This is a genomic window from Streptomyces monticola (assembly GCF_042665355.1).
Classification (GTDB): domain Bacteria; phylum Actinomycetota; class Actinomycetes; order Streptomycetales; family Streptomycetaceae; genus Streptomyces; species Streptomyces monticola.
Map to the genome: position 1 here is coordinate 56,954 of NZ_JBHTCF010000020.1, position 12,677 is coordinate 69,630.

The 12,677-nt window shown below is 70.1% G+C and carries 12 protein-coding genes; 6 read left to right on the forward strand and 6 right to left on the reverse strand.

Translation table 11 applies throughout. The features are described from left to right. Window positions 1-40: 40 nt before the first annotated feature. Window positions 41-1,042, reverse strand: coding sequence for a helix-turn-helix transcriptional regulator (locus ACFQVC_RS34220; protein ID WP_381838001.1), 1,002 nt, complete (start codon window positions 1,040-1,042; stop codon window positions 41-43). A gap of 441 nt (window positions 1,043-1,483) precedes the next feature. Here ACFQVC_RS34220 and ACFQVC_RS34225 point away from each other — a divergent pair, with 441 nt between their 5' ends. Beyond that, window positions 1,484-2,401, forward strand: a complete 918-nt coding sequence (locus ACFQVC_RS34225) for a LysR family transcriptional regulator (RefSeq protein WP_381838003.1) — start codon at window positions 1,484-1,486, stop codon at window positions 2,399-2,401. Window positions 2,402-2,423: 22 nt separating this feature from the next. On the opposite strand, the gene ACFQVC_RS34230 is transcribed toward ACFQVC_RS34225, so the two are convergent. After that, window positions 2,424-2,966, reverse strand: coding sequence for a pyridoxamine 5'-phosphate oxidase family protein (locus ACFQVC_RS34230; protein WP_381838005.1), 543 nt, complete (start codon window positions 2,964-2,966; stop codon window positions 2,424-2,426). Window positions 2,967-3,315: 349 nt separating this feature from the next. Here ACFQVC_RS34230 and ACFQVC_RS34235 point away from each other — a divergent pair, with 349 nt between their 5' ends. The 4 genes from ACFQVC_RS34235 (at window position 3,316) to ACFQVC_RS34250 (ending at window position 6,551) form a co-directional block, all read left to right on the forward strand. Continuing rightward, the gene (locus ACFQVC_RS34235; protein ID WP_381838007.1) at window positions 3,316-4,035 is read left to right on the forward strand and encodes a 2OG-Fe dioxygenase family protein; all 720 of its coding nucleotides are present in this window, start codon (window positions 3,316-3,318) and stop codon (window positions 4,033-4,035) included. A 106-nt stretch (window positions 4,036-4,141) separates the two neighbouring features. Next, window positions 4,142-5,095: an iron-containing redox enzyme family protein gene (locus ACFQVC_RS34240; RefSeq protein ID WP_381838009.1), complete on the forward strand. Its 954-nt coding sequence runs from the start codon at window positions 4,142-4,144 to the stop codon at window positions 5,093-5,095. Window positions 5,096-5,106: 11 nt separating this feature from the next. Continuing rightward, window positions 5,107-6,141, forward strand: coding sequence for a fatty acid desaturase family protein (locus ACFQVC_RS34245; protein ID WP_381838011.1), 1,035 nt, complete (start codon window positions 5,107-5,109; stop codon window positions 6,139-6,141). Further along, entirely contained in the window at window positions 6,141-6,551 is a 411-nt protein-coding gene (locus ACFQVC_RS34250) for a hypothetical protein (RefSeq protein ID WP_381838013.1), read from the forward strand. The genes ACFQVC_RS34245 and ACFQVC_RS34250 overlap by 1 nt, the downstream gene beginning before the upstream one ends. Window positions 6,552-6,633: 82 nt before the next feature. Here the strand turns inward: ACFQVC_RS34250 and ACFQVC_RS34255 are convergent, their stop codons facing one another. Together ACFQVC_RS34255 and ACFQVC_RS34260 are read right to left on the reverse strand one after the other, a co-directional pair. After that, window positions 6,634-7,347: a cyclase family protein gene (locus tag ACFQVC_RS34255; protein ID WP_381838015.1), complete on the reverse strand. Its 714-nt coding sequence runs from the start codon at window positions 7,345-7,347 to the stop codon at window positions 6,634-6,636. Window positions 7,348-7,400: 53 nt separating this feature from the next. Further along, window positions 7,401-8,711, reverse strand: coding sequence for an MFS transporter (locus ACFQVC_RS34260; protein ID WP_381838017.1), 1,311 nt, complete (start codon window positions 8,709-8,711; stop codon window positions 7,401-7,403). Between the two features lie 137 nt (window positions 8,712-8,848). On the opposite strand from ACFQVC_RS34260, the gene ACFQVC_RS34265 reads away from it, so the two are divergent. Next, the gene (locus tag ACFQVC_RS34265) at window positions 8,849-9,763 is read left to right on the forward strand and encodes a LysR family transcriptional regulator (RefSeq protein WP_381838019.1); all 915 of its coding nucleotides are present in this window, start codon (window positions 8,849-8,851) and stop codon (window positions 9,761-9,763) included. 93 nt (window positions 9,764-9,856) lie between these two features. Here ACFQVC_RS34265 and ACFQVC_RS34270 read toward each other — a convergent pair whose 3' ends face one another. Then, window positions 9,857-10,735 carry an alpha/beta fold hydrolase gene (locus tag ACFQVC_RS34270; protein WP_381838021.1) on the reverse strand — a complete coding sequence of 293 codons (879 nt, stop codon included), beginning with the start codon at window positions 10,733-10,735 and terminating at the stop codon, window positions 9,857-9,859. A gap of 7 nt (window positions 10,736-10,742) precedes the next feature. Next, on the reverse strand, window positions 10,743-12,677 hold the full coding sequence (locus ACFQVC_RS34275; protein WP_381838023.1) for an amino acid adenylation domain-containing protein: 1,935 nt from the start codon (window positions 12,675-12,677) through the stop codon (window positions 10,743-10,745).

Consider the following 12,677-nt stretch of genomic DNA (forward strand, 5'->3'; position numbering starts at 1 on the left):
CCGGTCCTGGGCCGTGCGGTGGTGCGCGGTCGGGTGGAGTTCAGTCCAGCCAGCCGTGGCGGGTGGCGAGGGCGCCGGCTTCGAAGCGGCTGTGGGCGTCGAGGCGGCCCATGAGGTCGGACATCATCCTGCGGACGGTGCGCAGGCCGACGCCGAGTCTGCGGGCGGCGTGCTCGTCGGTGTGACCACGGGAGAGCAGGCGTAAGAGGTCCGCTTCCTGGGGGGTGAGGCCTGCCGCGTTGCGTTCGGGGTGCCGGTAGGGGGCGTATTCGGTGGCCGCCTGCCAGGTGAGTTCGAAGAGGGCCGCGGCCAGCGTGACGACTCCGGCGCCGTGGATCAGGGCGGTGCCTTTGTGGGGGTGGTCGGGGTCGATGGGCAGCAGCACGTTCTCCCGGTCGAACAGGGTCATGCGGACGGGCAGCGTGGGGACGGTGCGGACTTCGCCGCCGCGGCCGGCGAGCCACTGGGCGTAGGCATGGGTGGCCTGGTCGTTGCGGACGCTGTCCTGGTAGAGGGTCAGGACATGGACACCGCGGGCGAGGAGGTCCTCGTCAAGCGGCTTGCCGGCCTCCAGGGCGGCCGCGGGCTGTGCGCCGCCGGGCATCACGGACAGGCACTCGTGGGTGCACCGGTGGGCGAGTTCCTCGGTGCGGCGCTGGATGGTGTCCGGGCCGAGGAGATACTCCACGTCGTGGCTTCCGGAGGCCGGGACGGTGTGGGCGTATTCGCCGAGCAGGCGGGTGACGGCGGCCTCCGTGGCGGCCAACTCCTGTTTCTCCCGCAGGAGTTCGGCCTCGCGCTCCTGGAGCAGCAGGCGCAGGCCGACTTCGGGGCTGACGGCCCGCAGATGGTTGGGGTCCTGCAGGGAGCGGCGCAGCAGACGCAGGTGGGTGAGGCGTTCGAGGGCCTCTTTGGTCTCCTGTTCCGAGTACGTCAGCTCTTCGGCGATCCCGGCGATGTCGCACAGGTCGCAGTCGCGTTGGCGCAGCATCACCCGGTAGGCGGCCTCGGTCTTCTCGTCGAGTCCCAGGGCATCAAGCATGGTGAGTCCCTCTGGTTGCGCGGGTACGTACGAGCGGCTCCTCAGATGAACAAGTGCGGACGGGGTTTTCGGTCCGGGATTCACCTCGTTCATGGGCATGCCGGGACTCATGGGCATGTCGGGCCGGGCCGTCCGTGATCTGGTCCGTGATCGAAGACCTGATCGAGGGCCTGATCGAGGGCCTGATCGAGGGCCTGATCGAGGGCCTGATCGAGGCACGCTCGTGCCAGGCACGGTTGCTGCCAGCCGGGGTGCCTTCCGTTGGGGCCGTGGCGGTGCGGAGACTGGTGGGTGCCGCGGCGTGCCGGTCCCCGGTCAAGCGCCTCGGCACGGGAGTCGGCGTTGCCCCGCCCTGCGCGGAGGGCCGCCTTGCACCCCGTGGTGCCGTCGCGCCGAGGCATTCGCGTTCTCTCACCCTGTCCTGTCGGCCGAGGGGAAGACATGACCAGCCTTCAGCAGTTCCGGACGCTGCATTTCGTGGAGCGGTTCGGCGGCATCCACGCAGCGGCGAAGGCGCTTCATCTGTCGCCTTCCGCGGTCTCCCAGCAGATCAAGTCGCTGAGTTCGAGCTGTGGTTTCGAGCTGGTGGAGCCCGATGGGCGGGGGATCAGGTTCACCGAGAACGGCCGGTCGGTCGCCGATGTGGCGCGGCAGATCACCGAGTTGTGGGAGCGGTCGGTGTCGCAGAGCCGGCGCGATGGCGGGCAGCCGCGTGAGACTCGGCGCAAGGTGCGGCTCGGGGCGTTTCCGTCGGCGATGGCCAGGGCGGTCCTGCCGGCCATGCGCGGTGAAGTGCTGCCGGTGGACTTCGAGTTGTACGAGGCCGATCCGGCGGAGGGGCGCGAGCTGGTGGAGTCGGGCGACCTGGACGCGGCGGTATCGGTGGGTGAGGCCGGTGACGCGCTGGACGCGCGGCTGCGCGCCGTACCCCTTCGTCATGATCCGTTCGCGCTTGTGGGTCCCGCGCCGCTGCTGTCGTCCGTCGCGGCGGCTGCGGCGGGCGCCTTGTCCGGGGTGCCGTGGGTGCTGCCGCGGGCGGGGTCCGACGACGACCGGCTGGTGTCGGTGCACTTCGCCCGCCACGGCATCGTGCCCCGGGTGGTGGGGCGCACGGACGACTGGAATCTGGCGCAGTCGATGTGCGCGGCGCTCGACGCGGTGGCGTATGTGCCGTCGTCGGCCCTGGTGCTCCGTCCGGATCTGGGGCGGGCGCTGGAGGCGGCTGGTATCGCGGCGCCTTCACGGACGATCGTGCTGGTCGGCAGGCCCGCTGTGGCGGCCCTGCCGTGGTTCGGTCTGCTGCAGCAGCGGCTGCGGCGGGTCTACGCGCGGACGGCGGGCCCCGCGCACACCTCGTGAACTACCTTGCCGTGCCGCGGTGTTACTGGGGGTTGCGCAGGTGGACAAGCCCTTCGTATTCGCTCTTCAGTTTCCATTCGGGGTCGGGCGGTATGTGTCCGGGGCGCGGGGCGTAGTCCGAGTGCCGGCCGCGGCGGGTGTCGTGGAGGTAGCGCGGGCAGTTCTCGAATACCCGGGTGATGTCGACCTGGACGACGGCGTCGGCCTCGTGGAACAGGCCGAGGAGGCGGGGGTCGGTCGACAGCTGCGCGATGCCGTTCACCCTGAGTTTGATGGGCTTGCCGTAGTCGATGAAGAGCAGCCCCACCTGTGGGTTCTCGGTGATGTTGCCCAGGCTCCGGAACATTCCGTTTCCGTCGTAGCTGGGGAAGAGCAGGACCTCGGGCCTTGGTACCTGTACGAATCCCGGCAGCCCTCCTTTGTAGGAGCAGTCGGGTTCTCCTGATGCGTTGGCCGTGGCCAGGTAGAAGCAGTCGGCCGCCTGGATGAGCTCTGTTTCGGCGGGGCCGAGGCGATCGCTCACGTATTTTTCCGCGATATGGGTGGCGAGGGCGCTTGTACCCATGGCCTGTTGTACGCGCCTCGCACCGCCGCTGTAGAAACATTTCCCGTCGGACACCGTCACTCACACGCCTCTCGGTTCGGGCTGTCTGTCCGCATGATGACCGCCGGCCGCGGTGCCGGAAACGAATGTGCATGAATCCCGCACGTTCCGGAGCGGTGGCGTCGGTCGGCCTTGCGATGACACGGGCGTGCCGGTGTCGCCAACCACCCTGGTAGCGCGAGCGGTTGTGCGTTCATTTCGACTTTCAAAACATATCGACTGTTCTGTTGTTCGGTACGATAGTGGCCGTTCCGTATCGGTTCCGGAAACATTTGCTGTGGCCAGTTCCTGCGAAAGGAGAGCCATGCTCATGAACCAGGACCTCTGGGCGAAAGAACTCGACGAGCATCTGTACGCACGGGGTCGGGTGACCGAACTCATCGGGCGTGAAGTCGCCGGCACACCGGAATGGGAGGACTTCCGGGAGAGCTGGTCCCGGCTTCCGGTCGACGCCTTCATGGCGCACGGTGAGACCTACCGGCTGCGCCGCCACTCCGTGTTCAACGTGCGCGCGGACGGCACCGTCGAAGGGCAGCCGTCGCGGCCGTATCTGCAGACCACGGACATCAACCACCTCAACGGCGGGGTCCGGCGCAGCTACGCGCCCATCGAGGAACCGATCGTCTCCGGGCGCCTTTTCACCGATCTGCTCAAGGGAATCACCGCGGTTCTCACGGCCGTTCACGGACCCGATGTCTGGCACCACCAGTGCTTCCAGAACAGGATCACCACGGACCGCCGGCAGACGGGAAATCCCACCCCTGAGGGAATCCACCGGGACGGTGTCGACTATGTGGTCACGCTCCTCATCGACCGGCACCACATCGACGGCGGACGGACCGGGATATACGACGCCGTATCGCGCCGGCAGCTCCATTCCGAGACCTTGCTGCGGCCCGGCGACATGGTGATCGCGGACGATGAGCGCACCCTGCACGACGCCACTCCGATCACCCCTGCCGACTCTTCTGCTTCCGGTCACCGGGATGTCTTCATCGACGTCATCACGCGGGGCACCGCACCGCGCTGAACTCCTTGGCGGCACACGGCAGTTCCGGCCCCAGTTCCGGCTGCGGTTCCGGCTGCCCGCAGAAGAACTCAATCGGAATTCCATCCCAGAAAGAAGGGTCACCCCCATGACCGCGACCGTCGCCCACACCGCGACTCTGCCTTCGTTCGACACCGAACTCGGCCGTGCGTTTCCCCGGCACGGGAAACCCGACGAGAAGGTGCGCGAGCGTCTGCTGTCCCGGCTGCACGCCCATTACCTCGCCTACATGGCGGGCCCCGAGGACTACGCCTCGATCCCCCGGCTCAACGCCGACTCCGAGCTCAGCGCGATCGAGGCCGCCTGGCTCGACTGGGAGGACGCCCAGGTCGATCTGGGCGGACTGCCCGCGAACGGCGCCGAGTTCCGCGACTGGTTTCTCAGCGTCGCCGCCGACCACACCCAGCCGGAGTTCTGCCACTACCTCGCCCATGAGGCGACCCTGGAGGAAATGGCGCTGTTCTTCATGGGCGAAGAACTCGTCGACAGCAAATTCGACGACCTCATGGCCATGGTGCAGATAGGCACGGAAGGCCACACCAAGCTCACCATCGCCGAGAACTACTGGGACGAGATGGGTGAGGGCGACATCAAGGGCGTCCACACCCGGATGTTCGAGCACTCCGCCGTGTACATGCGGGCGCGCCTGGACGAGGCGGGCATCGACCGTGCACAGCTCTACTGCTCGCAGGCCTTCGAGAACGCCTGCCTGCTGCTGATGTACGGAATCCACCGGCATCTCAACCCGCGGGCGCTCGGCGCCATGGGCGTTCTCGAGCAGAGCGCCTCACCACGTTTCCAGGCGATGGTCGACGGCTGTCTGCGCCTCGGCGTCCCGGACGACGTCATCGAGTACCAGCGCGTGCATGTGCACGTCGACGCCGATCACGGAGCCGAGTGGTTCGAGGGTGTTTTCGTACCGCTCGTCGACCGCTCCCCCGAGCTGCTCCGGGAGATCTCCCTGGGCGTCGCCACCCGTATGCGCGTGGCCGACGACTACTACCGGCACATCTGGGACGCCATGCGCCGCATTCGTGGCTGAGGGAGGGCTCCATGGCCGAAAAGACTGAGAAGACAGAACAGACGGTACGGACCGTACAGAAGGGCGCAACAAGCAGGGCGGCAAAGGCCTCACCTCAACAGCCATCGCCCTTCCTCCTGTTCACCAAGGCACGCGTGACCCGGGCCGATCAGCGGGTGTTCGTGGCGAAACTGCTCCTTGCCGCGGTCCTCGTGGCCATCGGCGGCCTTCTGGCGCTGAGTTCCGTGCCCGGCGCCGCCGTCGGCGGCACGGTGCTGCTCGCCGCCGCGTATACGCATCTGGTGGAACTGCAGCACCAGTGCCTGCACCACTCCGCGTTCCGCACCTCCAAGTGGCACCGGATATGCGGCATTCCGCTGGGTGTTCCGCTCCTGGTGGTGTACAGCCACTACCGGGTCAGGCACTTGCAGCACCACCGCTTCCTGGGGACGCCGCAGGACTCGGAGTTCTTCGGGTTCGACACCCGTCAGCCCCTCACCTGGCGGGCCCTGCTGCGCGGCCTGCTCGACTACGCGCGCGTCGTCACCGTACTCAAAGAGATCGCGCGCAGCTTTTCCGGGCGCTGGTCGTACGACATCGGGCAGATATCGGAGCGGCGCCGACGCGAGATCATCACGGAGTACCGCGCTCTCGGTGTGGTCCTGTCGGCGGCGGCCCTGGCCGCGGTGTTCGGCCACGGCATGCCCGTACTGCGGCTGTGGGTTCTTCCCCTGGTGCTCGCCATTCCGATGCATTTCCTGGTGGAGTTGCCCGAGCACCTGCTGTGCGAGACCTCGACCACCGATGTCCTGCGCAATACGCGCTCCATCCGTGGCAGCCGGTTCAGCACGTGGTTCACCAACGGGAACAATCTGCACGTCGAGCACCATGCCGCGATGGTGGTGCCCATCAACCGGCTGCGGGAACGGCATGCCGAGGTGCAGCGGTACGCGGTCCATGTCGAGCACAGTTACGCCGACTTCTACCGCGGACTTGTCCGCGAGGTCAGGCGCATCGGCAAGAGCTCCGCGCAGGCGGGGAAGTCCAGTCTCTCCGGGAGTACGTGATGTCTTCGCTTCCGCGGCGCGCAGGCCGCCGGCACGACGTGCGGGTGCAGGGTCCCGCCGTCCGTCACGCGCTGGTGCTGTGCAGTGAAGTCGTGCCCGATGCCCGCCGGTTGTCGTGCGAGGGCGAGGTCATTCGCATCGACCTTCCGGAGGGGGACTTCCGGATACGCCTGGAGACCGTGCCCGGCGGCACCCGGCTGCACTTCTATGTGACGTTCCGGGAGGACGGTCCGGCGGGCGGCACCTGGTGGTCCAGCTGGGAGACCGAGGTGGCGGCCGCGCCCGGCTCCGCCGAGGCCGGTGCCGTGCTGGACACGCAGATACGCGAGAGCAGGCGGACGTTCGCCCGCTCGCTCGCCGACGCCGCGGCGGGCGCCGCCGCCGTCGACGGACTTCCGGCGGCGGCGTGAGGAGGTCGCGTTGACCCCGTGTGGTGTCCGGCTGTCCGCCCCGAAGGGCGTGGCCGGGCACCACATGTGCGTGGACTCACGGTCACCGCGGCCCGGTGGCGAAGGCGCGTACCGGGAAGGTGCCGAGGCCCGCGACCTTGACGGGTACGGCGGTGAAGTGCGCGCCGCTGCCGGGAAGCCGGTCCAGGTTCGTCAGATGCTCGACGACGGGGATGCCCGCGCCGAGGATCTCCGTGTGGGCGGGCCGTTCCTTCGTATGCGTGCCGTCGATGTTGAGGGAGTCGATGCCGACGACGGACGGTGCCGCCCCGGCGAGGAAACGGGCGGCTTCGGCGGACAGATACGGGTGCTGCCCGTTGCCGTAGGTGTCGGTGCCCCAGTGCCGGGACCAGCCGGTGCGGATCAGTACGGCCTGTCCGGTGAGGTCGGCGCCGTCGAGGCAGTCGACGCTGATCTCCTGCTTGTCGGTGTCGATGACACGAACGGGTACGTGCGCGACGCGCCGCAGGTCGAGTGCGGTGAGGTCGAACCCGTCGGCGTACCGGTGGAAGGGCACATCGAGGTAGGTGCCGGTCTGGCCGACCAGGCAGAGGCGGCCGGTGTGGAACTCGGTGCCCGGCGCGTACAGGTCACGGGACTGCTCACGGGTGATGTGGTCGACGAGTTCGGGCTGCGGCAGACCGGGGTAGGCGGTCGCGCCGGACACTATCTCGTGGCTGAGGTCGATGAACTCGGTCTCGGGGCTTGTCCTGCCGGGCGTGGGCCGGCTGCGGGGGGACTGCGAGTCGTTCACCATCGGCGGGTCCTCCAGTGATCGGGGCGGGTGCTCCACTGATCGGGTCGGGTGCTCTACTTCGCTTCTTGTGCAACTGCTTCACGCCGGTGGTCGGTCCACAGATACGGGAGCGCGAGCGCGATCAGGACCGCGGTGGCGGCGAACGCACCGTTGACGGCGAGGAGTTGGGAGAGCGCGCCGACGGCCATCGCGCCGATTCCGGTGCCCGCGTCGTACGCCATGTTCCAGGCGGTGCCCGCGGCGCCGTTCCCGTGCTGCCCGGCCCTGCGGAACATCACGACGAGCGTGTCGTTCTGCAGCGCTCCGAAGCCGAGCCCGAACACGGCCGCCGCCGCGGTGGTCACAAGGGCGCCGTCCGCGGTCCCTCCGGCGGCGAGTGCGAGGCCACCGAGACCGACGGCACACGCGACGGTGCCGGGCAGGGTGAGCCTGCCGGACCCCGAGCGGTCGCTCCAGACGCCCGCGCCCCAGCGTCCGGCGATCACCGCGGCGGTGAGCGTGAAGAGCGCGGCGGGCGCGGCCTGGGAGGTGGTCGGCGCGAGCGGCAGGAACGAGGTGACGGCGCCGAGACCACAGGCGGTGACGATCAGGGTGACGAAAGGCGCGGCGAAGCTGCGGGGCCATGTGGTGCGGCGGCGGTCAGGCTCGGTGCGGCCGGGCTCGGTGCGGTCAGGCTCGGTGTGCTCGGTGCGGCCGGGCTCGGTGCGCCCCGCCTCCCCCGGTTCATGTCCCGGCTCCTCCCCCGCACCGGTCGCGCGGTGGCCCGACATGGCGAGTACCAGGGGCGCGGCGAGGACGCTCAGGGCTCCCGCGGCCACGAAGACCGCGGTGAATCCGACGTTCTGGGCCATCCAGAGGCCGAGCGGCAGGCAGACGACCTGGGGCAGGCCGACGGCGATGCCGTACCAGCCGACGGCACGGCCGCGCTGGCCCGCGGGAACGAGTTCGGCGACCAGGGCGCTGCCCGCCACCGCGACCATGCCGAAGCCCACGCCGCGTACGGCGGAGACGGCGAGGACCCATCCGAGGCCGGAGGAGAGCGCGTACGCGAAGGTGGGGACGCCCAGGAGCAGTGCGCCGGCCACGAGCACCTGGCGCAGGGAGAGCCTGCGCAGGAGACGGCCCATGCACAGCTGGACGGCGACGGTGGTGCCCATGGTCACGGCGGTCACGGCGCCCACTCCGCCATGTCCGGAGCCGCCGTCGGCCGACCACAGGGGGGCGACGGAGAGCAGCGGCGCGTAGTTGGAGAAGGTGCCGAGCGTGGCGGCGAGCAGCAGCAGGAAGTCGCGGCCGCGAAGCCCTGTGGCGGGCCGTACGGCCGCGGACCGCTGCGGCTCGTGCTGGAGGGGAGTGGAAGCCATATATCTGTTGTACGATGCTCAATCAATCGCGTCCAACGAATGATCCTGATTGATTGGATCGGCATTTACGATTGATTCTGGGGACTGGACCCTACCCGCCGGGCCAGCCGGGCCAGCCGAGTCAGGGAGACGGACCCATGGATCTGAAGCATCTGGCCACGTTCCTCGCCGTCGCACGGACCCTGAACTTCACGCGCGCCGCACGCGAGCTCGACTACGCGCAGTCCAGCGTCACGGCGCATGTCTCGGCCTTGGAGAAGGACCTGGGGGTGCCGCTCTTCGAGCGCCTCGGACGCCGGGTCGTCCTGACGGACGCGGGGCGTGAACTGCGCCACCACGCACAGCTGTTGATCGGCCAGGCGGCCAAGGCGCGGGAGGCCGTCGTGGGGGCTGGCAGCGATCCCGCCCTGGTGCGGGGGACGTTGCGGATCGCGGCGCCGGAGAGCCTGTGCGCGTATCGGCTGCCACCGGTGCTTCGCTCACTGCAGGACCGCTTCCCGCTGCTTCGGGTGGTCTTCGGGCCCGCGGGCAGGGCGCCTCTGCTCGCGTCGCTCGCGGAGGGTTCGCTCGACGCCGGGTTCCTGATGGAGAAGAGCGTCAACGCGCCCATGACGGTGGCCGAGCGCCTGGCCGACGAGCCGTTGAGCCTGGTGTGCCACCCGGAGCACCGGCTCGCCGGGAGCAAGCGGCTGCGGACCGCCGCGCTCGCCGAGGAGACGCTGCTGCTCATCGAGTCCGGCTGCGCCCAACGCGACGTCATGGACGACGAGTTGAAGCGTGCGGGCATTCATCCGCCGACGATGGAGTTCGTCAGTATCGAGGCGCTCAAGCGGTGTGCGGCCGCCGGGCTCGGCGTGGCCATGCTGCCGTCCACGTCGGTGGCGGACGAGGTCCGCAGGGGCGAGCTGACGGTGCTGCCCTGGACCTGTGAGCCGACGCTCGGCGTCCATCTCGTCCTGCACAAGGACCGGCGCCCCACCCTGGTACTCGACGAACTGGCCGCCCTGGCACGGGCACAGTGGGCGGGGCCGGATGAGGTGACCGCCGCGTAGCGGCCGAACTTCACGGGCCGGACTTCACGGGCCGGACTTCACGGGCCGGACTTCACGGGCCGGACTTCACGGGCCGGACTTCACGGCCTGACTTCACGGGTGGGCCGTCAGGAAGTCCCGCAGCAGGGACTGGTGGGCGGGGGTGGCGTCGAAGGCGTCGAGGTGGGCGCCTTCGGGGGCCTCGGCGAGTTCGGCCCCGGGCAGCAGACGGGCCGCGGCCCGGGACCCCGCGGGGTGGGTGGTCGCGTCGGTGGCCGCGGTGACGACAAGGGCGGGGACCGTGATGCGGGGCAGCAGGGGCGCCAGGTCGGTGGTGGTGAGGGCCGTGTTGAGCTTGCTGTAGCGGTGGAAGCGCTCCGCACTCGCGTACGGATGCAGCAGCAGCTCGGCCAGGTGCGGTGGCGCCTGGGACGAGATCAACTGGCGCAGCATGGTGAGGAGTTCCGCGGCCGTGTCACGGCTCGCGGCGGCCATGGCGAGGATGGCGTTGAGGTTGCGCTGGTGGGCGGTGGTGGCCGCGTCGAGCAGGGGGAAGTCGCCGTGCCACAGGCTCAGCGAGGAGAAGCGGCCCGGTTGCGCGGCGGCCGCCTGGAGGGCGAGCACCGCACCCCCGCAGAAGCCCGCCGCGTGGGCCCGCTCCACACCGAAGTGGTCGAGAACCGTGAGCAGGTCGTTCGCCTGGGTGGCGGCGTCGTGCCCGAGGGTGTCGAAGTCGTCAGGGACGAGGGCGTCGTCGGAGGTGTGGGGGTCTGAGGCCGCGAGGCAGCGGGTCTCCCAGGTGAGGACGTACGCATGTGCCGCGAGGGCGCTGATCCACGGGTCGGACAGGGCCACCGGCATCCCGCAGGCGGGCGCGATGACGACGGCCGGGCGGTGCCGGTCCCCCGCCGAGAAGGCATGCAGCAGGGCGCCGTCCCCCGCCCGGACGGTCGTGTGCTCGCGGCCGCGCGTCGCCACGCGTGTGGTCGTCATGTCGGGGTCAGCTCCTCACCAGGCCGGCGCAGCGGGTGAGTTGATGAAGCGTCACCTGCTCGCCGAGTTCGGTCAGGGCCAGGTCGACGCCCAGGTCCTGCCGTATCCGCAGCGCGATACGGACCAAGGACAGGGACGTCGCGCCATAGGCCCGCAGGTCGGTGTCCGCGTCGATGGCGGGGCATTCGAGGATCTCGCGGACGATGGCGTCCACGGCGGCCAGGAGGCCCGACTCCGCCGCCGGCGCCGCCCCCGCATGTACGGGAGATGCATGTACGGAAGTTTCGCTGACGAAGTCGTCGAGCCGTCTGCGGTCCGTCTTCCCGTGCGGGGTGAGCGGGAGTTCGGCGAGGGTGCGGTAGGCGGAGGGGCGCAGGTGCGCAGGCAGGGTGGCGCGGGCGAGCCCGTCCAGGCGCTGCGTCAGGCCGGGCTCGGGCCGGTCGGCCGCCGGCAGGATGTACGCGGTCAGGCGGACATCGCCCTCGCCGTGGTCGCGCGCCGTCACGACGGCCGTGGCGACCCCGGGATCGGCCGCCAGACAGGCCTCGACCTCGCCGGGTTCGATGCGGTAGCCGCGCACCTTCACCTGGTCGTCGGCCCGGCCCAGGTGGTGCAGATCGCCGTCGGGGGTGCGCACGGCGCGGTCGCCCGAGCGGTACCAGCGCTCGCCGTCGGTCGACGGGAAGCGCTCGGCGGTCAGTTCGGGGCGGTTGAGGTAGCCGCGGGCGAGGCCCGCTCCGGTGACATGGATCTCGCCCGGGGTGCCGTCGGGGACCGGGGCGCCGCTCTCGTCGAGGAGCCGGATCCGCAGATCGGCCAACGGGGCGCCGATGGGGCTCACTTCGGGGGTGGCCAGGTCCGTGGTGCGGATACGGCGGTGGGTGACGTGGACCGTGGTCTCCGTGATGCCGTACATGTTGATCAGTTCGGGTGCCGAGTCGCCGTGGCGCTCCATCCAGGGGCGCAGCATGGCCGTGTCCAGGCGCTCGCCGCCGAAGACGACGGTGCGCAGGGCGGTGCGCGGCCGGTCCGCGCGGGCCGCGTCGGCGGTGACGAGGCCGCGGAAGGCGGACGGGGTCTGGTTGAGGACCGTGACCTGTTCCGCGTGCAGGAGGTCGAGCATGCGCTCCGGCGAACGGGCCGTGTCGTGCGGGACGACGACCAGGCGGCCGCCGTACAGGAGGGCGCCCCACAGCTCCCAGACGGAGAAGTCGAAGCTGATGGAGTGGAAGAGGGTCCAGACGTCCTGCGGGCCGAAGCGGAACAGGTCCTGGGAGGTCTCGAAGAGCCGCAGCACCTGGCGGTGTTCGACCAGAACGCCCTTGGGGGTGCCGGTGGAGCCGGAGGTGTGGATGACATACGCGACGTCGTCCGGCCCCGCCTCGCGCCGCCCGGGCGGCGGGGTGCGAGCGGGCTCTCCCGTCGTGTCTGCGCGCACGGCCTTGTCTGCGCGCACGGCCTTGTCTGCGCGCACGGCCTTGTCGGCGGGCACGGCCTCGTCAGCGCGCACAGTCTTGTTGGCGCGCACTGTCTCGTCGGTGGGCACGGCCTCGTTGCCGGGGTCGTCGGCGAGCACCGTGTGCCGGGTCGCGCCCTCGACCACGGCGGCGGTCTGCCGGGTCGCCACCACGACCGTCACGCCGGTGTCCTCGAGGAGCAGCTCGATGCGTGAGGCCGGGTAGGCGGGGTCGAGGGGGACGTAGGCGGCGCCTGTCTTGAGGATGGCGAGCAGGGACGTCACCAGATGGCTGTCACGGCCGGTGCACAGGCCCACCAGGCTGCCGGGGCCGGCCCCGTGGGCGCGCAGCCTGGCCGCCAACTGCTCGGCGTGCGCGTCGAGTTCGGCGTAGGTGAGACTCGCGTCGGGTGCGGTGACGGCGGTCAGGGCGGGGTGACGGCGGACCGTGGCCTCGAAGGCGCGGTGCAGGGTGTCGGGGCGCAT

Excerpts from the sequence above, each read along its gene's own strand:
- ACFQVC_RS34220 (WP_381838001.1), bottom strand. The coding sequence starts at position 1,042 with ATGCTTGATGCCCTGGGACTCGACGAGAAGACCGAGGCCGCCTACCGG.
- ACFQVC_RS34225 (WP_381838003.1), top strand. The coding sequence starts at position 1,484 with ATGACCAGCCTTCAGCAGTTCCGGACGCTGCATTTCGTGGAGCGGTTC.
- ACFQVC_RS34230 (WP_381838005.1), bottom strand. The coding sequence starts at position 2,966 with ATGGGTACAAGCGCCCTCGCCACCCATATCGCGGAAAAATACGTGAGC.
- ACFQVC_RS34235 (WP_381838007.1), top strand. The coding sequence starts at position 3,316 with ATGAACCAGGACCTCTGGGCGAAAGAACTCGACGAGCATCTGTACGCA.
- ACFQVC_RS34240 (WP_381838009.1), top strand. The coding sequence starts at position 4,142 with ATGACCGCGACCGTCGCCCACACCGCGACTCTGCCTTCGTTCGACACC.
- ACFQVC_RS34245 (WP_381838011.1), top strand. The coding sequence starts at position 5,107 with ATGGCCGAAAAGACTGAGAAGACAGAACAGACGGTACGGACCGTACAG.
- ACFQVC_RS34250 (WP_381838013.1), top strand. The coding sequence starts at position 6,141 with ATGTCTTCGCTTCCGCGGCGCGCAGGCCGCCGGCACGACGTGCGGGTG.
- ACFQVC_RS34255 (WP_381838015.1), bottom strand. The coding sequence starts at position 7,347 with ATGGTGAACGACTCGCAGTCCCCCCGCAGCCGGCCCACGCCCGGCAGG.
- ACFQVC_RS34260 (WP_381838017.1), bottom strand. The coding sequence starts at position 8,711 with ATGGCTTCCACTCCCCTCCAGCACGAGCCGCAGCGGTCCGCGGCCGTA.
- ACFQVC_RS34265 (WP_381838019.1), top strand. The coding sequence starts at position 8,849 with ATGGATCTGAAGCATCTGGCCACGTTCCTCGCCGTCGCACGGACCCTG.
- ACFQVC_RS34270 (WP_381838021.1), bottom strand. The coding sequence starts at position 10,735 with ATGACGACCACACGCGTGGCGACGCGCGGCCGCGAGCACACGACCGTC.
- ACFQVC_RS34275 (WP_381838023.1), bottom strand. The coding sequence starts at position 12,677 with ATGCGCCCCGACACCCTGCACCGCGCCTTCGAGGCCACGGTCCGCCGT.